The sequence below is a fragment of the Alteromonas sp. H02 genome, from assembly GCF_059682525.1.
Genome location: NZ_CM185021.1, coordinates 3,428,692 through 3,449,415 on the forward strand (window position 1 = coordinate 3,428,692; position 20,724 = coordinate 3,449,415).

The window sequence follows — 20,724 nt, forward strand, 5'->3', positions numbered from 1 at the left end:
GTAGTTGTCGCCTGAGCTGTTAAGCTGCTTCTTTTTTATTCTCCGGATTTAGCTCTACGCTTCCGATCTTATCCCAGTTTCTGGTTTCACCAGACCAACGACTTGGATTTCTCACTTTTGCCTCGGCATATAACTCAGTGCGCTTTGCCAGTATCTGTTGGTCTTCACCTTTGTGTCGCTGCTCTGGGGTAACGAATCTTATGCGGCTATGGCGATGTTCGGTGTTATACCAGCGGACAAAATCTCGCACCCAGGCTCGCGCTTCCTCCAGCGACTTAAAGCCTTCACTCGGCCATCTATGGCAGTATTTGACTGTGCGGAACAGAGATTCTGAGTAAGGGTTGTCATTACTGACACCGGGACGGCTACGTGAGCCGATAACGCCCATTTCAATCATCTTAGCTTGCATGGTCAGGCTCTTCATCGGACTGCCATTATCAGAATGTAAGATTATCTCGTCATTCACGCATTTCTCAGACCATAGCGTGCGTTCCAAGAGGTTAGCGGCATGATCACCAGACTCGCAATCATACACTTCCCATCCCACAACTTTACGGCTAAAAATATCCATTATCATGTACAGATAAAAGAACCGACCAATGACCGTAGAGGGGCAGTACGATATATCCCAGGTCCACACTTCACAGGGACCCGTAGCCGTAAATCCATCAGGTTTTGCCAGTGTACCTTTGGGTTTTGCTTTGCCTCTGTGGCTAAGCTGATTATTGGCTTTCAATATACGGTAAAAGCTGGATTCCGAACCCAGATAAACTCCCTCATCGGCCAACATGGGCACAATCTGACTGGGCGGCAGACTGGCAAACCGCTCTTCATTGCAGATATCCAAAATGGCTTGTTGTTCTATCTCAGTTAGCTTATTTGCAGGCGTCGGCCTGCTCGCCTCCGGGCGCTTATCTGCACAAATTCCATCCGCGTCCCGCCATCGTTGTAACGTGCGCAGGGATAAGCCGATGATGCCACAGGCTTTGTGCTTTCTGGCCCCCGCACTAACGGCTTCATCAATCAGTGAAATATAGTATTGCCTATCTGAGAACGTGGTTAGTTGTCCTCGTCTTCCCCCCAGTAGGCATTTAACTTTTTTCTAAGCACCAGAAGCGCAGCAGTTTCGGCTAACGCTGCGTCTTTGCGTTTTAACTCTCTTTCCAGCTCTTTAATGCGTTTCTTATCCGCTTTACGTTCCTGGGCCTGCTGTTTACGCTTATCCGCCTCGGATTGATTACCGGAGATACAGCTATGTTTCCATTGCTGGATTTGCTCCGGGAAAAGGCCCTTTTTCCGGCAGTATTCACTTACCTCAACTTCCGACATGGCAGCAGTCTCTATCACCGCAGAAAACTTCTGCTCTGCGGTCCAATTCTCTGGCGTATTACTTTTAGTCAAACTGAAATCGGCCTCTGTATACTTGTCCCGCCAACCATACAACGTAGACAGGCTAATACCTTCTCTTTGCGCAAACTGGCGTAATGATAAACCGCTTTCAATCAACTTACTAACCACTGCCTTTTTATGTTCTTCTGGATAATGTCTCACTCATGCCTAACTTCCGCACCCTGTCTAATACTATGAAAAACTGAGGCGACAACTATCCTGACACAGGGGGTTCGGTTCGAAATGGGTGATCGGAATGGGCCGGAACATGCAGTAGTGGCGTTCGACCAATTGATACAGTAACGTCTGCTCTGGACGATGTCGTTTATAGGTATGAGAGTGAGTTACTAGCAATGGCGCCTTTATCTTGAATTGGCATCACAGTGTGTATATGATTTTAATGTAAATCTACTGATCAATAGGGTGGGAAATTTATAGTCTCAAGGTCCGAAAAACGTACAAAGCCGCCCCTGGGAAACCATTATCACGATGAACGTTTCTTACCAATAAATGAAACTGCTTTAAAGCTAAACAAGTAGATATAAAGTGGTCGTAACAGAGGTTTATGTTTAAAGCCTGGAGCGTATAAAGCTAATCAGGGCATAACTAACCAGACCAAAACACATCAGGGCAACAAATCCTGCCGGATACGCCATCAATAGCATGCCTTTGTCCCAGCCATAGAAAGCCATGGTCGTGCAAATAACCGCCAACGATAGCTCAATTAGCAGACTTTCCCAGTTCAACCGATAGTCCGAGTCAATGGGACGGGCGAAGAAATTAATTTTATAGGGCATAACGACACTCCTTTGTGTTATTACCAGTGATAGCAAAATCTGCCAGTGCTGACCAATTTAATCGATGAACGCCATTACTGGCCCTAATCGAGGTCTTCCAATGGCCAGATAGCGATATACTCTTCGAAGTTGTCCAAATCAGCTTCTGATTCGGGCACCGTCTTACCGCGCACCGACATCCCTTCCCGGTGCATTGCCGTCTTCTTGCCACGATTAAGCAGCGGATGCCAGGACGGCAAGCCACGACCTTCGTGCAGGCGCCGGTAAGCGCAGCTGGTGGGCATAAAGAAAATATCCTTGAGGTTTTCCTTCGTTAGTTTTACGCAATCCGGTACCAATTGCTGACGCTCAGTATAACGTGTGCAACTGCAGGTTTTGGTATTAAGCAAATCACAGGCGATACTGGTGTAATGAATGGTTTCGTGATGTTCCATGTAATCAGTAGGCGCAGCTTCCACGGCATCATCGTCGTCGATGAACTTGTGCAGGCAACACTTGGCACAGCCATCACAAATCGCTTCCCATTCTTCACGGCTCATGTCATCGAGTGACTTGGTTTCCCAAAAACGGTCTTCCACCTTATTCCCCTACCCGCGTATGAATGTCAAACCACGGCGCCATCTTTAATTGCAGATTATCACCCTGATGCAAAGGCCCTACGCCTTTTGGGGTGCCGGTAAGCACGATATCGCCGGGTTGTAGTGTAAACACTTCAGAGATAGCGCATAGCAACGATAAGGCATCACGCATCATCATCTTGGAATTGCCCTGCTGACGGACTTCGCCGTTTATTGTCAGGGAAAAGTCGAGGTTATCGAGTTCGGCAGAACCATCCAGCGGCGTAAAGCTACTCACCGGGCATGCCCCGTCAAAAGCCTTGGCGCGCTCCCAGGGCTGACCTTTGTCTTTCAGTTTTTGCTGTACGTCCCGCAGCGTTAAATCAAGCGCCAGACCAACACCATATAATGCATCAGCTGCGATTTGCTCGTTACTGCATTCACGCAAAGGCTTAGCGACTAACAGCGCGACTTCCAGCTCATTGTGACACTCGCCCATGTCGGCAGGGATAACCAGTGGTTTGCTGATCTCGCACAATGCCGTCGCTGGCTTCATAAATAACAAGGGTTCAGCCGGGACTTCGTTGTTGAGCTCCTGAATATGGTCAAGGTAGTTACGCCCCACGCAAACAACCTTGCCAACCGGCAGGTCAATGCGCTCGCCTGCCAGAGTAGTATGTTGATACATATTATCTCCCCTGCTTGATGCGCTCTGAAAGGTAACTCACAGACACACCAAAATAGCTAGACCGGTTCCACTTCATCAGCGTATGGAAGTTTTGATAAACCAGATATATCCGGCCATTTTTACCATCCGGCATAATCAGCGAAGCATTGATGTCCACCTGGGGTAAATCGTTTCCGTTAAAACGGCGAACGCCCTGCTCCTGCCAGAAAGGCAGGGGTTTAAACTTAGCTCGATCCAGTCCGGCCAGCGAGTAGTCGAAATCGCTGCTTACACTTACCTGACGTCCCCAGGTCTGATCATCCTGCCAGCCTTCGGAAGCCAGAAAGTTAGCTATGGAGGCAAAAACGTCTGCCGGCGTGCCCCAGATATCCTTGCGACCATCACCGTCGTAATCCACCGCATATTGCAAAAAGGATGTGGGTATAAACTGGCTCTGGCCCATAGCGCCGGCCCATGAGCCGTTGAAATCTTTCAGCGTAATATGGCCTTCCTGTAAAATCGTCAGTGCCGCCATAAACTGCTTTTTAAATAACGCTTCCCGCCGGCCTTCAAACGCCAGCGAGGCAAGCGCAGAAAGCACCGGATAACTGCCCTGAATACGCCCGAAGTTTGACTCATTGCCCCATAGCGCCACAATAAATCTTGGCTGTACACCGTATTCTTTCGCAACCTGATTGAGCAACGTTTGATGTTCTTCCAATAAGGTTACGGCCTGTTTTACTTTCCAGTCCGGCACCCGGGTTTTGAGGTATTTATCCAACGTCATTTTAGTTTCAGGCTGGTTTTTGTCGGCCTTAACCACCGTAGCCCGGTAATAAATAGTGGCAAACACGTTCTCAACAAACTGGCGGCCAAAGCCGGCGTCAATGGCGTCGGTTTTAAGCTGGGATTTGTACTGTTCAAATTCTTGCTGTTCATCGGCTTGCTGAGCAAAAACAGGGCTGAAAAACAGCCCCGCACACAACAATACGGTGCATAATTTACGCATACATCGCCCCTTAAGACTTAGGTGATGTGGGTGACAGGCCAAGCTCAGTGCGATGAGTCTCGAGCCAGTTTTCTTCCTTAGGCGGCATTTGCAGATAAAAGCCTGGCTCCTCCATGGCTTCCAGTAATTTCTGTTTGTCTACGCCCAGCGCCTTACGTTTGTGAACTGGCAGCATCATCACCAGCTGTGGATGACCAAAGTGGTTCATCAGCGCTTCAGGGACGGCAGAAAAATCATCTTTTTTAGGAACGTAAAGGTACATCCCTTCTTTCTTAGCGGTTTTATAAACGGCAATCAACATGGTGTTTATCAGTTATTTTCTTCGTGTAATATCGCGTTAACTACGGGTGCGAACAAGGGTTCACGCCATCCGGTCAGTACGTCGGGTTTGAGGCCCATCAGGCGACATTCATCAACGTTAAACCATTTGTATTTTAACAGCTGATTGAGCTGTTTTTTAGAGGCCAGCACTTCTTCTGTCACGCCGTGCTCCACGGCAATTTCACTTACAGCGTGCTTAAACTTGGCAAGCGTTTGTTTATACGCGGGAAAGTCTATCAGGCGCGATATCCGCTCAATATGTTCTCCCGGTGGCGTATTGTCGAATTCCTGTAAACCGGCATTCACTACGTTGAGAATAATATCAGGATTCAGGCGGCGTTCCTGGGGCGTTAAACTCTGTATACGGGCAAGCGCCGATTTCGACTGGGGCATACGCAGCGCGAGTTCATATAAGTGCGGCTCTTTAAACACAAAGTTTAGCGCCATATTGCGCTCTCTTGCCCGGCGAACCCGCCAGGCGGCCAGGTGTTTCAGCACGGTGAGTTGCTGGCTGGATAAACGCCAGGCATTGTTAATTTGCAAATAGGCAAACTCAGGCGGCAGGCTGGCTTTTTTCTTGTCAGCCAGACAGGCTGATTCAGATAACACCCAGTCTGTCTTGCCCTTCGCTTTCACCATATCGTAGAGTTGATGGAATGCGGGTAGCAGGTATAACACGTCGTCAGCGGCGTACCGGCATTGCTTGTCAGTTAACGGGCGGGCCAGCCAGTCAGTGCGCGACTCCCCTTTTTCCAGTTCGGTTTCCAGCAGCATTTCGATTAACCGGGCATAGCCCATGGTTGCGCCAAGGCCCAGCAGGCTGGCTGCAAACTGGGTGTCGAAAATGGGCGTTGGTACCTCGTTATAGGTGGTCAGAAAGGCTTCTAAATCTTCTGAGCAGGAATGCAGTACCTTAATCACATCCGGGTTGGTCAGCAGGCTGACCAGCGACGACATATCATCGATCGCGAGCGGATCGATTAGTACCAGTTGATGTCCGTCATAGAGCTGCACCAGGCCAAGCTCGGGGGTTAGCGTGCGGGTTCTGACAAACTCCGTGTCCAGCGCTATTGCCGGCTGGCGTGCCGCTCTGGCACACACCTCATCAAGGGTTTCCTGATCCTGTATATAAATATAATCCATAAAATAAAAAAACCGGCCTTAGGCCGGTTATACTCTTAAAATTCGGGCCTGACGACGCGCCCTAGTCTCGTAGTTCACGTCGTAAAATTTTACCGACATTGGTTTTTGGTAGCTCTTCTTTAAACTCTACGTGTTTAGGGACTTTATACCCCGTCAGATGCGTACGGCAGTGTGATATCACGGCTTCAACGGTGAGTGAATCATCTTTTCTGACAATAAAGAGTTTAACCACCTCTCCACTTACATCGTGGGGAACACCAATGGCGGCGACTTCAAGTACAGCATCATGCATTGCTGCCACTTCTTCAATTTCATTCGGGAATACGTTAAACCCGGATACCAGAATCATATCCTTTTTCCGGTCAACAATGTAGAAATATCCTTCTTCATCGCAACGGGCGATATCGCCGGTGGCCAACCAGCCGTCTTTGAGAATTTCATCACTGGCTTGAGGACGGTTGTAATAGCCTTTCATTACCTGTGGGCCTTTGACCCATAGCTCACCGGATTCTCCGACCCCTACTTCATTGCCGTTGTCATCTATCAGCATAATGTCAGTCGAGGGCACAGGTAAGCCAATAGCACCTTTATAAGCTTCTAGTTGCGGCGGGTTAACCGCCACCACAGGCGAACACTCGGTTAAACCGTAGCCTTCCAGCAGCACGGTACCAGTCACTTTCTGCCACTTTTCAGCCACCGGGCGTTGCACCGCCATACCGCCGCCGAGACCAAATTTAAAGTTAGAAAAGTCCAGATCGCTGAACCCGGGAGTATTGAGTAAGCCGTTAAATAAAGTATTCACGCCCGGTAAAATGGCAAAGGGGTATTTTTCCAGCTCTTTAACAAAGCCTGGCATATCCTTGGGGTTAGTGATCAGTAAGTTAGGGCAGCCAAACTTTAGGAATAACAGGCAGTTAGCCAGTAGCGCAAAGATATGATAGAGCGGCAGAGCGGTGACCACCAGATCTTTGCCCGGCGTAATCACCGTTGATAACAGCCCTGACACCTGCTCCAGGTTGGCAATCATATTACGATGAGTGAGCATAGCGCCTTTCGACACTCCGGTAGTACCACCGGTATACTGGAGAAAAGCGAGGTCCTGGTTGTTAATTTCAGGACGCTCGTACGTGAGTTTTTCGCCGGCTTTCAGTGCCGACATAAACGATTTGGCCCCGGACAAGCTGTAGGATGGCACCATCTTTTTAACGTGCTTCACCACAAAGTTGACTACCCAACGTTTTGGTGCCGGCAGCATGTCTGCCAGAGACGTCAGTAACACTTCCTGAATACCGGTGTCGGCCACCACTTTGTCCAGCGTATGCGCAAAGTTTTCAACGATAACGATTGCTTTGGCCTGGCTGTCGTTAAGCTGGTGTTTTAATTCTCGCGCCGTATAAAGCGGGTTTACGTTTACCACGGTCATGCCAGCACGCAGGATGCCAAACAGAGCAACCGGATACTGCAGCAGGTTAGGCATCATGATCGCGATGGCATCACCAGGCTTAAAGCCATTGTTCATCAGGTACGCGGCGAATTGCCGGGACAGGCTGTCGAGCTCACTGAAGCTGATTGTCTGACCCATATTAATATAGGCGGTTTTGTCACCATATTTAGCTACAGACTCATCGAGTATGTCGATAATGGAAGCGTAACGGTCCGGGTCGATTTCCGGTGCTACTCTCGAGTCATAATGATTAAGCCAGATTTTTTCCACCAAGCTCTCCTGTCACCTTAAGTCTTTCGATTGTTCTTGTTGTGTGTCATTGCTGGGTCAGCCACTGGTCTGACGTGTTGCATATAGTATAGGATGATCAGCAAAAGATAAACGCTGTTATTTACATTTCTTCAACAAACCGACAAATTGCATTACTAACTGCTGACGGATTAACCATATGGAAGTGATGCCCCCCTGAGAATAGTTCAAACCGACTGTTTTTCAACCAGCTTTTGCGTTTGTCATAGGTCGTATCCATTTCCTTAAAGCTGTCTGTGGCACCGCCGATCCAAACCGGGCATTCGATAGCTCCCAGCAGATTTTGCGCCTGTGACTCGGTTAACCGTAACGATGATTTGGTGCGTAAACGCGGATCGCTGCGCCAGCCGCTGAGGCCGTCTTCACGAATGGTTATATTTCTGCGCAGAATAGTGGCGGCGTGCTCAGCAGTAATGTCGCTCATTTTACAACGAGCGGCCACCGCAGCATCCAGATCTACCTCGAGGGGGCTGCCGGTGCGGCCAGGCTTGGGCATACGAGAAAGTATTGAGGTTCTTAATTGTTCTGAACTGGTTTCAGGAGGCAATGTTAGCGGCCCGCAGGCGTCAATCATAGCAATAGCGCTTACCCGCTCGGGGAATACGGCGGCGTAAATACTGGCTAGTATACCGCCCATGGAATGACCGACAATCACAACATCCTGCCAGTCTTCAGATACTACCAGCTCATGCAGGTCCTGTATGTAGTCCATTTGGTTATAGTGGGCGCCGGGTGGGCGGTGATCGCTCAGTCCATGGCCGGGCAGATCGATAGCAATATACTGATACCTGCTCATCGACGGCGCCAGGCAAGCCATACTGGCGGCGTTATCTAAAAAACCGTGTAACGCCAACACGACCTGGCCTTGCTGGCCATTGGTCATGCCTCTGATGGTGCCCGACGATATTGAAAACTCACACGCTTGCATTACTACTCCCTGGGGGCATTGCCCTGTGACTCATAGACATTGAGCAGCAGTTTAGCAGCGACGGAGGTAAATGTTGAACCTTTGTTGATAACAGTAGCGCAGCCCGAGGCATGACATTACCGCGCACCGGGCTAAAAGTTGCCGCAAGCGGCAACTTATTACCTAAGGATCCAGGCGGCGCTGAGCTTTACTTCTGGAACTCGGCGGTTGCTGCCTTGGTTGTGGGCGCGCACTCATACTCGGACGGCTGTTAGAAGGCGGCCGATAGTTATTCTTACTCCCCGACCAATAAGCAGGATCCTTGTAAGTGCGGATCATACGTACACTCGGGCCAAATCGCCACGGACTCCAGTAAGGGTGGTAGAACGGTGAATACCAGCCTGAGTAGAAATCAAAGAACACCGTAGATGTATCGTACAGCCTCTGGCGACGCCATTTGTAGTAATTGTCGACCGTAAGTGACGGAAACATATAGGGTTGTTCGCCTACCATACCTGCCAGTGGTTTACCCACCTTGCCCAGAAAAGTCACAGTGCGCCCTTCTTCAAACATGATAGGATCCACAAATTTATTGATAACCGCTTTAAACCGCCCCGGTGTTTCTTCACTGGCGTTCGGCTTGCCATAGTGATTAAGCGGGAAATACACCACTTCAATAAGGGTTTGGTCGGGTTTATTCTCGACGTTAGTAATTATGCCGCCCCAACGAGCGCTTTTACCCAGAATATCGTCACCAGCAACCACTGCCTTGTTATATCCCACCAACGGCGTATTTTCTGGTACCTGTAGCGGTTCGGGAACAACTGCACAAGCCGACAGGCTTAATGCAAAGATAACGACGAATGCACGAACTAACATATGGGTTCCTTGCTTTAGCTAAACATGTAAGAGCCATCCGGCCCACGGTTCATTTCAACTGAACCAAAAGCCTGCGGCTCCGTGCCTGACCTATCAATCATACTGCTCACATCTTATCAACGGATCAGTATGCTCGGGTTCAATCCTGAAATACTCTTATTTAGTGTAGAAGATTAAACTGAATAGAAACTGAATTCAGTGTGGTTCATTATAATGAATCAACAAGTTACTGATTATGACAATGCTAATCAAGGATAGTTTAATCTGGCAATAGCCGAATTAGGCGTAAAGGTCGACACCCATCATTTCACGTATGGCTGCGCGCTTGGTTTCACGTTCGTGACTGGCGTAAGCTTCCAGGGCGAGAATGGCCGGGCCCTGAGGCTGATCGTAGCCTGACGTCCGGCGAAACGACTCCGCCTGGGCACGGGTATTATCATCGCCGGTGCGAGGTTGAATAGCATCTAACTGGCTTGCTGGCGCTTTATCAACACGCTCCACCGCTGCGGATTTTGTCGCAGGTTTGGGCTGCGGAGCATTGCGCTCTACATTGGGTGTGATTAATTGCTGACGAATTTCCATGAAGCCGATAACGCCTGTCGATTGCCAAAGTACTGACAGCCAGTGAGCCGTCGTTAGTTAAACTCAAAGTACAGCAAATATCACGCCAGTCCTGGCCGGCACTTAGCGGCCAGGCAACTTTTTCCAGGTAACCGTATTCCGTAAATACTCTGGAGTAATGGCGTCCACCGCCATGCCCTGCCCCGCATTCAGCGTTTGTTCTGTCAGCGGCAGCATGAACCTTGCGTAAGGATAAGACACATTTACTGATTGCACTTTAAGCAATTCACTTAACACCGGGTATGCCTGCCAGCCGGTGCCAGCTACCGCCATTGAAGAGACATCAAGTTGTTCAGCGACGGCCTCAGGTGAAGTCACCTGCTCTTCGCCTACCAGCGTCGCTATGCCCTGCTGATTTTGATAATGAGCAAAATACACTTCGCCCATACGAGCATCGATGGCTACGGCAACGTCATTAACGTCACCGGAGTTGATCACCTGCTGTGCCATAGCGGCCAGAGTACTGACGCCGGCAACAGGAAGCTGACTGCCCAAAGCAAGCCCCTGAATAATGCCGGTGGCAATACGCACACCGGTAAAACTGCCGGGGCCACGGCCAAAACCCAGGCCGTCGAGTGCCGCTAAAGAAGCACCGGCTTCTTTCATCACCGCATCCACCATGGGCAGAATCTTCTGGCTGTGTTGTTGCGGACAAACCTCGTAACGGGTAAACAGTGCCTGATTAAACTGTAAGGCAACCGAACAAGCTTCGGTGGCAGTGTCAATAGTTAAAATGTTCATGGATTATTCTTCTGTAACGTGTTCTGTTTGCTCGATATTGGCCAGAAATTTTTCGACTTCACTGACATCCCGGGTCCGCTTCATTGGCGGTAAACTGCCAAGGAAGGTTTGGGCATAGGGTTTGGTAACCAGGCGATTATCGCAAATTACCAGCACTCCGGCATCAGCCGGGTCGCGGATCAGTCTGCCTGCGCCCTGTTTCAGAGTAATAACCGCCTGCGGGATCTGGATACTACCAAACGGGTTACCGCCTTTTTTACGGCATTCCTCCAGCCGGGCCTGCAGCAGCGGATCATCCGGCGCCGCAAACGGCAATTTATCGATCATTACGCACACCAGATCATTGCCACGCACGTCTACGCCTTCCCAGAAGGCGCCAGTACCAAGCAGTACAGCCGAAGGGTCAGACAGATAAGCACTTAACAGAGCCTGTTTTGACGTGCTGCCCTGCACCAGTACCGGATTATCAATTTGTTCCTGTAATGCTGCAGCGACTTCTTGCAACGCAGCATGGCTGGTAAACAGCAAAAAGCAACGCCCGCCGCTGGCTTTAATGAGCTTCTTGGCTATGGTAACCAGTTGCTTGCGCATGGTCGGCATGTGCGGTTCGGGTAAATAACGTGGCACGCATAACATGGCCTGGCTTTCATAATCAAACGGGCTGTCGAGCATCATGGTTCTGGCTTTTTCCAGCCCCATGCGCCGTTGAAAGTGAGTAAAGTCGTTATCAACCACCAGTGTAGCCGAGGTAAATACCCAGCCGCGATCGTCAGACTCAACAAAACGGCGAAATTTCGCGGCAATCGACAGAGGTGTCATATGCATTACAATATGGCGCGGCGTGGTTTCATACCACAAACTCATTCCGTCATGCTCTTTGGTGGTAAACAGGGCCAGTTTTTCACGGCTCTGCACAATACGATCAAACAGGTTATCAAGGTCTTTATCGCGCCCAATGTGCAGTTTACAAATATCGTACAGTACGCCCACTGCATCTTCGAGGCGGCTCACCTGGGTTGCTACTTCTTCGCGTTCCATGGCCTCCAGCCAGTGGCCACGCTGGGGCTTATCGGCAAACAACAAACGCAGGTCTGCGGCCTGCATGCGTACCTTCTCACCGGCTTTTTCCAACTGATCGGCATCCTTTAACACCGTACGATACAACAAGGTGATCTCTTTGCTGATTTCGGTTAGCTGACGGGTTGAGATAGCCTCGCCAAAGTATTCACTGGCGATTTCCGGGATCTGGTGGGCTTCGTCGAAGATTATGCAGTCGGCTTCGGGAATAAGCTCACCAAAGCCGGTGTCGCGCAGTGCCATATCAGCAAAGAAAAGGTGATGATTTACCACTACGATATCAGCTTCCATGGCATTCTTGCGCGCTTTTACCAGATAGCAGTCTTCATAATCGGGACAATCACGCCCCAGGCAGTTATCCACCGTGGAGGTTACCAGAGGGATCACCCGAGCATCCTCAGGCAGGGTTTTCACCTCGCCCATATCTCCGGTTTTGGTGGTGTTTGCCCAGGCTCTTACGGTTGATAATTCGTTCAGTACATCCGATTCCACCAGAGTAGAATTACCGCCATGCTGAGCAAGACGATGCAGGCAAAGATAGTTAGCCCGGCCTTTTAGCAACGCTGTTTTACGATTGCTGGCGAGAGCTTTTTTAATCACCGGCAGGTCGCGGTGAAATAACTGTTCCTGGAGGTTTTTGGTGCCCGTGGAAACAATGGATTTTCCCTTCGACAGCAACACAGGAGCCAGATAGGCAAAGGTTTTTCCGGTGCCGGTGCCGGCCTCAACAATTAAACTGTCGGCATCGTTAATGGCGCTGGCGACGGCTTTTGCCATGTCTGTTTGCGCCTGACGGGGGTTAAACCCCTGAATCGCCTTAGCCAGCAATCCCGAGCCCGAAAATACATCATCTAAACTGGGCATGTTGTTCCTGAGTGAGTGCAAAAGCGCTATTATGCCAAAGTTTTTACAGCTCGTCTGTGGGTCTGTTAGATCAGGGGAAAGTTTGCCGACACAAACACCCTGTAAGCCCAGGGTGGCAGGCTCAGAGTATCGGTTTGCGCTACCGCCGTACATGATGCTTCAAACAGGTCAATGTATTCATCGCGATACAGATTTTCATGAAAATCCACGTCAGCAGTATCTGCCGAAAGATTCAGTACCACAAATACCTTTACATCGTCTTGCCTGCGAACAAAGCTGAGCACCTGCCCGGGCAAAGAGTTAGGCACTTGTATCATGCGCGCACCATACTTGCCGTTCCAGAGTGCCGGTACCCGTTTTTTCAGATGAATAAGTTTACGGTACAACTCGCCAATCGGATGGGCCTGCCACTCGATAGGATCGCGCTCAAAAAAGGCCAGCCGTTTGCTCTCACCCGCTTCTTGACCATTGTGAATGAGCGGCATTCCCTCGCCGAGCACCGACAATACTATCGCTGCCTCTAAACATTCACCAAACTGCTCCTGCTGGGTGCCGTCCCAGGCATTTTTGTCATGGTTGCTGACGAAAGTCATGCGGTAGGCTGAACGGGGCCAGGCCCGTTCGTTCCATGAATAATATTTTCGTAATCGGTCCACAGGCGCCTGCCCCTGAGCGATTTCATGCATGGCTTCATTCCAGCTCCACGCATAGCTCATATTAAAGCCGTCACGATGGAGATCGCGATCTTCCCATTCAGCAAGAAGAAAGACCGGCTTAATGTCATCCAGCGCTACGCGAAGCTGGCGCCAAAAATCATTGGGTACATAGCCTGCTACATCACACCGGTAACCGTCGATATCAAACTCTTCAACCCAGTAAGCCATGGCCTTTATCATATAATCACGCAGGCCCGGCTGTTCGTAATCAAACTCGATGATATCGCTCCAGTCCCACCAGGGTGAAGGGCGAAAATCGCCTTTGTAATCGCGTGCATACCACTCGGGATGTTGCGTCACCAGATGGTTATCCCAGGCACTGTGATTAGGCACCCAGTCGAGGATGACTTTCAGCCCCAGCGCATGGGCTTCTTTAATGAGTCGCCGAAGACTGCTCTCGTCACCAAACTCCGGATTTACAGCAAAATAATCTTTCACGGCGTAAGGACTGCCGAGCTCACCTTTGCGATGTTTCTCGCCAATCGGATGGATAGGCATCAGCCACATGATTGTGGCGCCCAATCCGGCGATATGAGACAGTTTTTCGGTGACACCATCGAAGGTACCCGCCTGACTGAACTGACGGGTATTGACCTGGTAAATAACCGCGTCTTTGCTCCAGTCGGGCTGCGTGAGGGTGTAGAGATTAGCCGGAGAATAAGCCATGTAGTGAGGATCCGTTCACCAGTAAATAGATAAAGTCACCATAGCAGAGTTGCCAGCTTATCTTAAAGGGCAAGACCAAAGTCTGAATTATTTAGCCAATGGGGAGTGTACAGTACAGATAACAGTCAGGCTGTTTATACAATGCTCAGTATGCCCAGTAACAGCACCCAGAGCGCAAAAAACAGTTTCACCTGTCTGGGCGAAAAGAACAGCACCACATACCTTGCAAGGCGACCGCCAATCACTGCACCAGCGCCGGCAAACAACACAACATACCAGTTTACGGCAGCACTCACCAAGGCGCCATAACCAACCGCTCCCCAAACCGTGACCGCCGAAATAATCACCGCTGCACCAATGGCCAGTGTGACATCAAAGCGTCTGACAATCAGGTACACGGCAACCAGTTCACCTATCCCTACCGACAAATATGCCGTAATGATGCCACCCACAAAGCTGATCACGGCAAGCCAGTTTTTATCTGCTGCGGTTATCTGACTGCGCCCCTGAGGACTGCTTAATCGTTTCGACGAGGCCATAATCGCCAGCGCCAACAAAATAGAAAACGCGCCGAAGCCAATGTGTAACTGTGATGACACGGCCGAGAAACTAAGGTGAGGCACCAGGTAATCAAACCCATACTGCGCCAGCCATAATCCTGCCAGACCAAAAGGAATGCAGCGGCTCAGGACAGCCGGTAGCAACAGCCAGTCGGGCTGCTGACTCTTAATATGCCGGTAAAACTGCAGCCAGTTGATGGCACCGGCGGTCATACCGCAGCACTGGATGGCAAAACTGGTGGCGATGACCGCCTCCGGAGAAAATGCCAGTTGCTGAAAAAACGGCACGAACACTACGCCGCCTCCGGCCCCCGTGGCATTGGCAAAAACAGCGCCAACGATCCCCAGCAATAAAAACCCGCCATACTGAGTCAGCAGTACTGGTAGCTCTGTGCCACCTACAATAATTATCAGGGATAACCACAACACCGCCAGCAGGCTCAGCCAGGGATGGGCAATAAACGTCTTCTTCACTTTTACAATCAATTGATTTTGACCGGCAGCACTTTGCCAGAATCTCCCGTTGAAGTCGAACACCCTTTTATTAAAACCTACATTTTTACAACATTTACCCGCTATACTAAAACGGATTAAGTTTAGGTAAACAGCGCCTATGGTTTCAGTAAAGCATCAGCCACATTTTAGCCTTATCAGTTTACAACCCAATCGTTCCGCCGACTGGGTCCATAATAAATGGCTAATGGCTGGCATGGCAGGCGTTGCCCTGATCATTGCAACCATGTGGGCATTTTTTGGTATTTGGATCGTCTTTCCCTTTGCCGGTATTGAAGTTGGCTTGTTGTGTTACTTGCTTTACCGGGTCAGTCATAATACTTACCGCACGCAAACCCTGTCATTTGAGAAAGACTACGTGCATATCCAAAGCAACCAGAAATCATCACAAACTGTGACGCTTAGCCGCCGTGACACTCACCTCGAAATGTCAGAAAGCCCTCACGACTGGTATTTACCGCAGCTTGCTCTGGTCACCCCGGAACACAGTGTAAGGGTTGGCGAGTTTTTAAATCAGGCTGACCGTCACCGCCTTTATGAGGAAATCAAGAAAATTGGCATCCCGGCCTGGCGTCATCACTGGTGGAAACACTAACTATTGTTATTACACCCGCTCACCTCGCCAGTTTAAAGCCATTAATCATTGCCGGATAAGTACTTAGCAGGTAGATTAATGGTTTTGTTCAGGGACATCCGAGCATGCTGAAGCATTTATGCTGGCTATTTTTATTCACCTGCAGCTGGGCCTATGCTGCGTCGGTCTGGCAAGTAAGCAAAGCAGGCAATACTGTTTATATTGGTGGTACGCTGCATATTTTAAGTCCCCAAGACTTTCCGCTGCCCAATGCCTATGGCATCGCCTACAATCAGGCCGACAAGCTGGTATTTGAAACCGATATCGCCGGGCTCAACAGCCCACGCTTCCAGCAAGACTCCCGTGCCAGACTGACCTACGGTGACGGTACGCAACTAAAAGACGTTTTATCGAAGGAAACCTACAAGGCACTCAAGGCTCACTTAGCGGCCCGGCAGATGGACATAACAGCCATGGCCAATTATACACCGGCCCTGATTAGCATTACGCTGAGCTTCGCCGAACTGCGATTACTGGGATTAACCAGTCAGGGTGTAGATGAATTTTACTATTTTAAAGCCATGACCGACGGGAAGGCACTCGACTGGTTTGAGTCGCCTCAGCAACAGCTGGAATTTATTGCCGCGCTGGGTGGCGAAGACGAAGATCAGATGATCCGCTACGCGCTGGATGATGTGAAACAACTCCCCAAGGCGCTTGATGAGCTCAAAAAGTACTGGCAAAGCGGCGATATGGGCGCCTTATATCAAAGCCAGGGAAAAAGCTTTCATGACGACTTTCCTAAGATATATCAACAGTTGCTGGTACAACGAAACGAAAACTGGCTGCCTGCCATAGAGGAAATGCTGACTTCGGCGCAAACTGAGTTTGTGCTGGTTGGCACCATGCATCTGTCGGGGCCGGACAGCGTTTTGGATATGTTAATAAAGCGCGGCTATTCGGTACAAAAACTCTAGCCTGGTTTATTAAGAAAATTCGATATATACCTGATTACGCCCCTGTTGCTTGGCTTTGTACAAAGCGCTATCGGCGCGACTGAACAAACTCGTAGGGGTATCATTGTGAGTAATAGTTGTAATGCCAAGGCTGACCGTGATGCGTATGGTTTTCCCCTGCTCAACGATTTTCTTGCTTTGCACTAAGATGCGTAATTCTTCAGCCAGGGTAATCGCATCAACACCGGTGGTATTATGCAAATAGACGGCGAATTCTTCACCGCCCCAGCGACAAGACACGTCACTCTCTCGCAGTCGCTCCCGAATAACATCGGCCACTATTTTAATCACTCTGTCACCTGTGGTATGCCCAAAAGTGTCGTTAACATGCTTAAAATAATCGATATCTATTACTGCCAAAGAACCTTGCTGTAACTGACGCTTGTTGAGATCACACTCCATAGCTAAAAAACTATCCATAAACCGGCGGTTTTTCAGCTTTGTCAGCGGGTCGTGTAAACCGTCTTTATGCAGTTGCCGCAGCACAGAAACGCGTTGTGATAAGGCTTGTTGTAAACGTATAAAACGTTCGCGCTTACTGTTTTGCTCATCTACGTGTACTAAAATCGCGATAGGCCTGTGAGTGATCTGCGAACGCAACATGGCAAAGTAGCCCAGAAAGCGGCTCTGATTAGATTTCTCGGGCGATTTCCGGGTTATATTACAAGGGTGTAAACCCGAGACAGATAAACCATGACGTATCATTTGCGTAAAGGACCCAAATACGCCTTTTTCACTAAATACATCCGACAGGTTCATACCTTCAACCAGTTCTGGCAGTAACTTAGAACAGCGGTTATTAACCCTGGCAACCTTGCCTGAAATCCCCACTACGAGGGCCGGATTCTTAATGTTACTCAGGATTGTCTCAGTGTTAATATGTTTATTGAGTAATTCAATGGCGTTATCAGACATTGAAAAACTCCTTATAGTTCGTCGGTAAATTCTCATCAATGTCAAGTAAGATGGTGATCTGACATTGCTTGTCACCGCGGGCGATTGCTTCATCTATCGATACCGCTGCATAATTTTGACTATCGGCAACGATCTTTCCAAATACACCAGCAGTCATATTGCACATTGCGGTGTTACCAACGACTTCATTTCCAAAAGGACAACGGCGATTGCGCAACACAATTTTGCTTGCGCAAACAGATTCAACATAAAAGTCGCCGCCAATACGGCGCTTCAAATCTACCAGCAGATTTGCCAGTTGAGTGGTTGAATAACGCCTGTGACCTGAAGATGCGCGATAGGCATCCATGAAAAAATCAGCCAGACGACTAGCGACCAGACCGACAAATGCAGCACTTTCTTCGGTACCGATTATCTGTTCTAACACATCATTGAGATCCAGCAGGCATTTACGGTAAAAGTGCTTTTGTTGTATATCGATATCGAGTTCAACAAACTCTATGACGTTACTCTGACCCATGACGTTTTCCTTCTGAACAACTTCACTCCAGGCTTTAGTTAGCTTCGCAATGATTACTACCTCTGAGCGAAAACTATACTAAAGGTGTAGAACAAAATTCTCGGGAATACCAGTTATAACAACCAGCCAGAGGTTAAAAACAATTCCGCTGTGGTTCATAGGGTTGCCAAACGATGGGTAATTTCAAACTGTTTAGTCGATTAACCGCCTGCGCGGCATTGGTATATCGGCCTTAATGGGCTTTTTTGCTGTCTTCTTCCCGCTTAACCAGGATAAAGGTGAGATACATTTTGGTTGGCAGCGATAAAATCATCCCAATCGCCACCAGACAAGCACTGATAACAATGCCGGTGACACCCATTTGTTCAATGGTTTCGCTGTACATGTGGCAGTAAACGCCAGCCAGAATAAGACTGATGCCAATACTCATGATGATTTTGAGCAGCAGGATTAGCTTTTGGTCGGTCACAGTTCACCTCCGGAATATATGTTAAATCTAATGTAAATATGCGGTAGCGGTATTGATCTGAGTCACCGAATTTGTAGTGCACAACTAAAACGTCTAGCATGGGTAGAGAGATTAAGAAACAAACTAAGTGATGACTTTTAAGAACCTGACAACAACAGAGCTACCTTTATTTATTACCGAAGAAAACGCGAGAGCGCTGCCCTGTGAGGGATGTCGAAATGGCGAAGCACTTGAGTTTGATTTCAGTATGGCATTTCAGCCGTTGGTCGATTTAGCAAAGCAGAAAATATTTGGCTATGAAGGATTAGTACGCGGCCTTAACAGCGAGCCAGCAGCCAGTATCATCGGCAAGGTTACGGCGAGCAATCTCTATCGCTTTGATCAGGTATGCCGGGTGAAGGCCATCGCGCTGGCCGCAAAAGCAAATCTTCGCGAGCGCTTAAATATCAATTTTTTACCCGGGGCCGTTTATAAACCCGATATATGCATTCGCACTACACTGGCTGCAGCAGAAAAATACCAGTTTCCTTGTGAAAATATCACTTTTGAGGTGGTCGAATCTGAACACATTCGGGACACGTCTCATCTGCAAAAAATCATCGAGTATTATAAAAAAATTGGTTTTTACGTTGCACTGGACGATTTTGGCTCGGGTTACGCTAACCTCGACTGGCTGGCCGAACTAGAGCCAGACAGCACAAAGGTTGATATGAATTTAATTCGAAGTATCGATACTACTTCGCGTAAAAAACAAATCCTGGCGGCTTTATCTGCACTTTGCGGTGATTTAAATATTGGCATCCTAGCTGAAGGAGTAGAAACCAAAGCAGAACGGGATACGCTGGCTGAACTTGGAATTACTCACCAACAGGGCTATTACTTTTCACCACCACAGTACGAGGTATTCCCTCGCGTTAGTCAGGAAAAGTACCGTTAAGGCATAATACCAATTGCCTTAAAAGTTTGATCTAATGGCAGTATTCATATTCGAGTGATTTTCATATGCATACCGCCGACGACTTTAAACAATTAGCAAAGCAGACATCCAACGGCCAATTACGGACCCGCTATTTAGCTTTGTATCATTTCAAGAAAGGAGAAACACGTACTCAGATAGCCGCTTACCTTGGGGTTGCCAGAGGCAGTGTTAATACATGGGTATCCAACTATCTGGCTCACGGACTTGAAGGCCTGCAATCCAAACCTAGTCCGGGTAGACCCTGCCAGCTCTCCGTCTCTCAGCGAGAACAGGTCGCACATTTTATTGAAGAAAACGCGGTTAAAAAGGAGGGAGGTCGTTTGATTGCACAGGATGTACGACAATACATTAGCGACACCTTCCAAATCGACTATCAGTTGCGAAACGTATACCGCATCATGGATACGCTCGGTTTCAGTTGGATAACCAGCCGCTCTAAACACCCTAAACAATCACAGCAAACCCAAGATACTTTTAAAAAACTTCCAGTTGGAAACGATCCTTCACACTCCAGGTCATCTCCCTCTGGATCGCGTTGACGTCTGGTTCCAAGACGAAGCACGATTCGGTCAGCAAAATCAGACGTCCAGAATATGGGCTGCGAAGGGCAGCAGACCAAGAGTGGTAAAGCAACAGCAATTCGATTATGGCTATATCTTTGGTGCGGTGTGTCCGAGCAATGGCAATACCCAGGCGCTTATCAGCCCTCTTGTCAATAAAGAGGTGATGAAGCAGCATCTGAAATTGATCAGCGAAGCGACAGAGCCTGGGCGTCATGCCGTTGTTGTGATGGATGGCGCTGGCTGGCATACATTCGACACGGCCAGCCCATTTACCAACGTCAGTCTCGTAAAACTCCCAGCCTATTCTCCGGAGCTGAACCCGATGGAACAGGTATGGCAATGGCTACGGCAGCGTTGCTTATCAAACCGGGTATTTCGAGGTTACGAAGAAATAGTAGAACAGGTCTCTCGTGCCTGGAATACATTCATTGCGGATGTTGAGCGAGTCAAAAGTCTCTGTTGGAGAGAGTGGACAAATTTGGTCAATTAATTAATGCAATTGGCATAA

The 20,724-nt window shown here is 48.9% G+C and carries 22 protein-coding genes; 4 read left to right on the forward strand and 18 right to left on the reverse strand.

Features of this window, described 5'->3' with window-relative positions; all coding sequences use genetic code 11:
• Window positions 1-19 precede the first annotated feature (19 nt).
• The 15 genes from AC566Q_RS15825 to AC566Q_RS15895 form a co-directional block, all read right to left on the reverse strand.
• Window positions 20-1,551 (reverse strand): IS3 family transposase gene (locus AC566Q_RS15825; RefSeq protein ID WP_499607952.1). Its coding sequence is split into 2 segments (ribosomal slippage): window positions 20-1,089 and window positions 1,089-1,551, totalling 1,533 coding nucleotides; the frame shifts between segments, so codons are not numbered across the junction.
• Window positions 1,552-1,958: 407 nt separating this feature from the next.
• On the reverse strand, window positions 1,959-2,186 hold the full coding sequence (locus AC566Q_RS15830) for a hypothetical protein (protein ID WP_499607955.1): 228 nt from the start codon (window positions 2,184-2,186) through the stop codon (window positions 1,959-1,961).
• An 83-nt stretch (window positions 2,187-2,269) separates the two neighbouring features.
• Window positions 2,270-2,764: a YcgN family cysteine cluster protein gene (locus tag AC566Q_RS15835; RefSeq protein WP_499607957.1), complete on the reverse strand. Its 495-nt coding sequence runs from the start codon at window positions 2,762-2,764 to the stop codon at window positions 2,270-2,272.
• A gap of 1 nt (window position 2,765) precedes the next feature.
• The gene (locus AC566Q_RS15840) at window positions 2,766-3,431 is read right to left on the reverse strand and encodes a fumarylacetoacetate hydrolase family protein (RefSeq protein WP_499607962.1); all 666 of its coding nucleotides are present in this window, start codon (window positions 3,429-3,431) and stop codon (window positions 2,766-2,768) included.
• A 1-nt stretch (window position 3,432) separates the two neighbouring features.
• Window positions 3,433-4,419 (reverse strand): lytic murein transglycosylase, encoded by a 987-nt coding sequence (locus AC566Q_RS15845; RefSeq protein WP_499607964.1) that lies wholly within the window; start codon window positions 4,417-4,419, stop codon window positions 3,433-3,435.
• Window positions 4,420-4,429: 10 nt separating this feature from the next.
• Complete coding sequence (locus AC566Q_RS15850; RefSeq protein ID WP_105935521.1) at window positions 4,430-4,720, reverse strand: YcgL domain-containing protein; 291 nt, start codon at window positions 4,718-4,720, stop codon at window positions 4,430-4,432.
• An 8-nt stretch (window positions 4,721-4,728) separates the two neighbouring features.
• Window positions 4,729-5,883, reverse strand: coding sequence for a ribonuclease D (rnd, locus tag AC566Q_RS15855; RefSeq protein ID WP_499607973.1), 1,155 nt, complete (start codon window positions 5,881-5,883; stop codon window positions 4,729-4,731).
• A gap of 61 nt (window positions 5,884-5,944) precedes the next feature.
• Window positions 5,945-7,597: a long-chain-fatty-acid--CoA ligase FadD gene (gene fadD / locus AC566Q_RS15860; RefSeq protein ID WP_499607978.1), complete on the reverse strand. Its 1,653-nt coding sequence runs from the start codon at window positions 7,595-7,597 to the stop codon at window positions 5,945-5,947.
• Between the two features lie 121 nt (window positions 7,598-7,718).
• Window positions 7,719-8,564: an alpha/beta fold hydrolase gene (locus AC566Q_RS15865; RefSeq protein ID WP_499607981.1), complete on the reverse strand. Its 846-nt coding sequence runs from the start codon at window positions 8,562-8,564 to the stop codon at window positions 7,719-7,721.
• A gap of 162 nt (window positions 8,565-8,726) precedes the next feature.
• Window positions 8,727-9,422, reverse strand: a complete 696-nt coding sequence (locus AC566Q_RS15870; RefSeq protein ID WP_105935517.1) for a Slp family lipoprotein — start codon at window positions 9,420-9,422, stop codon at window positions 8,727-8,729.
• 279 nt (window positions 9,423-9,701) lie between these two features.
• Entirely contained in the window at window positions 9,702-10,004 is a 303-nt protein-coding gene (locus tag AC566Q_RS15875; protein WP_105935516.1) for a hypothetical protein, read from the reverse strand.
• Between the two features lie 102 nt (window positions 10,005-10,106).
• Complete coding sequence (gene tsaB / locus AC566Q_RS15880; protein ID WP_105935515.1) at window positions 10,107-10,784, reverse strand: tRNA (adenosine(37)-N6)-threonylcarbamoyltransferase complex dimerization subunit type 1 TsaB; 678 nt, start codon at window positions 10,782-10,784, stop codon at window positions 10,107-10,109.
• Between the two features lie 3 nt (window positions 10,785-10,787).
• Window positions 10,788-12,725: a DNA repair helicase YoaA gene (gene yoaA / locus AC566Q_RS15885; RefSeq protein ID WP_105935514.1), complete on the reverse strand. Its 1,938-nt coding sequence runs from the start codon at window positions 12,723-12,725 to the stop codon at window positions 10,788-10,790.
• 65 nt (window positions 12,726-12,790) lie between these two features.
• Entirely contained in the window at window positions 12,791-14,107 is a 1,317-nt protein-coding gene (locus AC566Q_RS15890) for an alpha-amylase family glycosyl hydrolase (RefSeq protein ID WP_105935513.1), read from the reverse strand.
• Between the two features lie 134 nt (window positions 14,108-14,241).
• The gene (locus AC566Q_RS15895; protein WP_240621989.1) at window positions 14,242-15,141 is read right to left on the reverse strand and encodes a sulfite exporter TauE/SafE family protein; all 900 of its coding nucleotides are present in this window, start codon (window positions 15,139-15,141) and stop codon (window positions 14,242-14,244) included.
• Window positions 15,142-15,280: 139 nt separating this feature from the next.
• Here AC566Q_RS15895 and AC566Q_RS15900 point away from each other — a divergent pair, with 139 nt between their 5' ends.
• Both AC566Q_RS15900 and AC566Q_RS15905 read left to right on the forward strand, forming a co-directional pair.
• Window positions 15,281-15,775, forward strand: a complete 495-nt coding sequence (locus AC566Q_RS15900) for a DUF2244 domain-containing protein (RefSeq protein WP_105935512.1) — start codon at window positions 15,281-15,283, stop codon at window positions 15,773-15,775.
• A 104-nt stretch (window positions 15,776-15,879) separates the two neighbouring features.
• Entirely contained in the window at window positions 15,880-16,731 is an 852-nt protein-coding gene (locus tag AC566Q_RS15905) for a TraB/GumN family protein (RefSeq protein ID WP_499607987.1), read from the forward strand.
• Between the two features lie 9 nt (window positions 16,732-16,740).
• Here the strand turns inward: AC566Q_RS15905 and AC566Q_RS15910 are convergent, their stop codons facing one another.
• The 3 genes from AC566Q_RS15910 to AC566Q_RS15920 all read right to left on the reverse strand — a co-directional run bounded on the left by AC566Q_RS15910 (window position 16,741) and on the right by AC566Q_RS15920 (window position 18,674).
• Window positions 16,741-17,685 carry a GGDEF domain-containing protein gene (locus AC566Q_RS15910; RefSeq protein WP_170308520.1) on the reverse strand — a complete coding sequence of 315 codons (945 nt, stop codon included), beginning with the start codon at window positions 17,683-17,685 and terminating at the stop codon, window positions 16,741-16,743.
• Window positions 17,678-18,205 (reverse strand): methanogen output domain 1-containing protein, encoded by a 528-nt coding sequence (locus AC566Q_RS15915; RefSeq protein ID WP_105935509.1) that lies wholly within the window; start codon window positions 18,203-18,205, stop codon window positions 17,678-17,680. The genes AC566Q_RS15910 and AC566Q_RS15915 overlap by 8 nt, the downstream gene beginning before the upstream one ends.
• Window positions 18,206-18,437: 232 nt before the next feature.
• Entirely contained in the window at window positions 18,438-18,674 is a 237-nt protein-coding gene (locus AC566Q_RS15920) for a hypothetical protein (protein WP_499607991.1), read from the reverse strand.
• Window positions 18,675-18,804: 130 nt separating this feature from the next.
• On the opposite strand from AC566Q_RS15920, the gene AC566Q_RS15925 reads away from it, so the two are divergent.
• Both AC566Q_RS15925 and AC566Q_RS15930 read left to right on the forward strand, forming a co-directional pair.
• The gene (locus AC566Q_RS15925) at window positions 18,805-19,611 is read left to right on the forward strand and encodes an EAL domain-containing protein (RefSeq protein WP_499617526.1); all 807 of its coding nucleotides are present in this window, start codon (window positions 18,805-18,807) and stop codon (window positions 19,609-19,611) included.
• A 65-nt stretch (window positions 19,612-19,676) separates the two neighbouring features.
• Window positions 19,677-20,706 (forward strand): IS630 family transposase gene (locus AC566Q_RS15930; RefSeq protein WP_499607994.1). Its coding sequence is split into 2 segments (ribosomal slippage): window positions 19,677-20,131 and window positions 20,130-20,706, totalling 1,032 coding nucleotides; the frame shifts between segments, so codons are not numbered across the junction.
• Window positions 20,707-20,724 lie beyond the last annotated feature (18 nt).

Coding starts and splice junctions, on each gene's coding strand:
- AC566Q_RS15830 (WP_499607955.1), bottom strand. CDS start 2,186: ATGCCCTATAAAATTAATTTCTTCGCCCGTCCCATTGACTCGGACTAT.
- AC566Q_RS15840 (WP_499607962.1), bottom strand. CDS start 3,431: ATGTATCAACATACTACTCTGGCAGGCGAGCGCATTGACCTGCCGGTT.
- AC566Q_RS15845 (WP_499607964.1), bottom strand. CDS start 4,419: ATGCGTAAATTATGCACCGTATTGTTGTGTGCGGGGCTGTTTTTCAGC.
- AC566Q_RS15850 (WP_105935521.1), bottom strand. CDS start 4,720: ATGTTGATTGCCGTTTATAAAACCGCTAAGAAAGAAGGGATGTACCTT.
- rnd (WP_499607973.1), bottom strand. CDS start 5,883: ATGGATTATATTTATATACAGGATCAGGAAACCCTTGATGAGGTGTGT.
- AC566Q_RS15865 (WP_499607981.1), bottom strand. CDS start 8,564: ATGCAAGCGTGTGAGTTTTCAATATCGTCGGGCACCATCAGAGGCATG.
- AC566Q_RS15870 (WP_105935517.1), bottom strand. CDS start 9,422: ATGTTAGTTCGTGCATTCGTCGTTATCTTTGCATTAAGCCTGTCGGCT.
- AC566Q_RS15875 (WP_105935516.1), bottom strand. CDS start 10,004: ATGGAAATTCGTCAGCAATTAATCACACCCAATGTAGAGCGCAATGCT.
- tsaB (WP_105935515.1), bottom strand. CDS start 10,784: ATGAACATTTTAACTATTGACACTGCCACCGAAGCTTGTTCGGTTGCC.
- yoaA (WP_105935514.1), bottom strand. CDS start 12,725: ATGCCCAGTTTAGATGATGTATTTTCGGGCTCGGGATTGCTGGCTAAG.
- AC566Q_RS15890 (WP_105935513.1), bottom strand. CDS start 14,107: ATGGCTTATTCTCCGGCTAATCTCTACACCCTCACGCAGCCCGACTGG.
- AC566Q_RS15900 (WP_105935512.1), top strand. CDS start 15,281: ATGGTTTCAGTAAAGCATCAGCCACATTTTAGCCTTATCAGTTTACAA.
- AC566Q_RS15905 (WP_499607987.1), top strand. CDS start 15,880: ATGCTGAAGCATTTATGCTGGCTATTTTTATTCACCTGCAGCTGGGCC.
- AC566Q_RS15910 (WP_170308520.1), bottom strand. CDS start 17,685: ATGTCTGATAACGCCATTGAATTACTCAATAAACATATTAACACTGAG.
- AC566Q_RS15915 (WP_105935509.1), bottom strand. CDS start 18,205: ATGGGTCAGAGTAACGTCATAGAGTTTGTTGAACTCGATATCGATATA.
- AC566Q_RS15925 (WP_499617526.1), top strand. CDS start 18,805: ATGACTTTTAAGAACCTGACAACAACAGAGCTACCTTTATTTATTACC.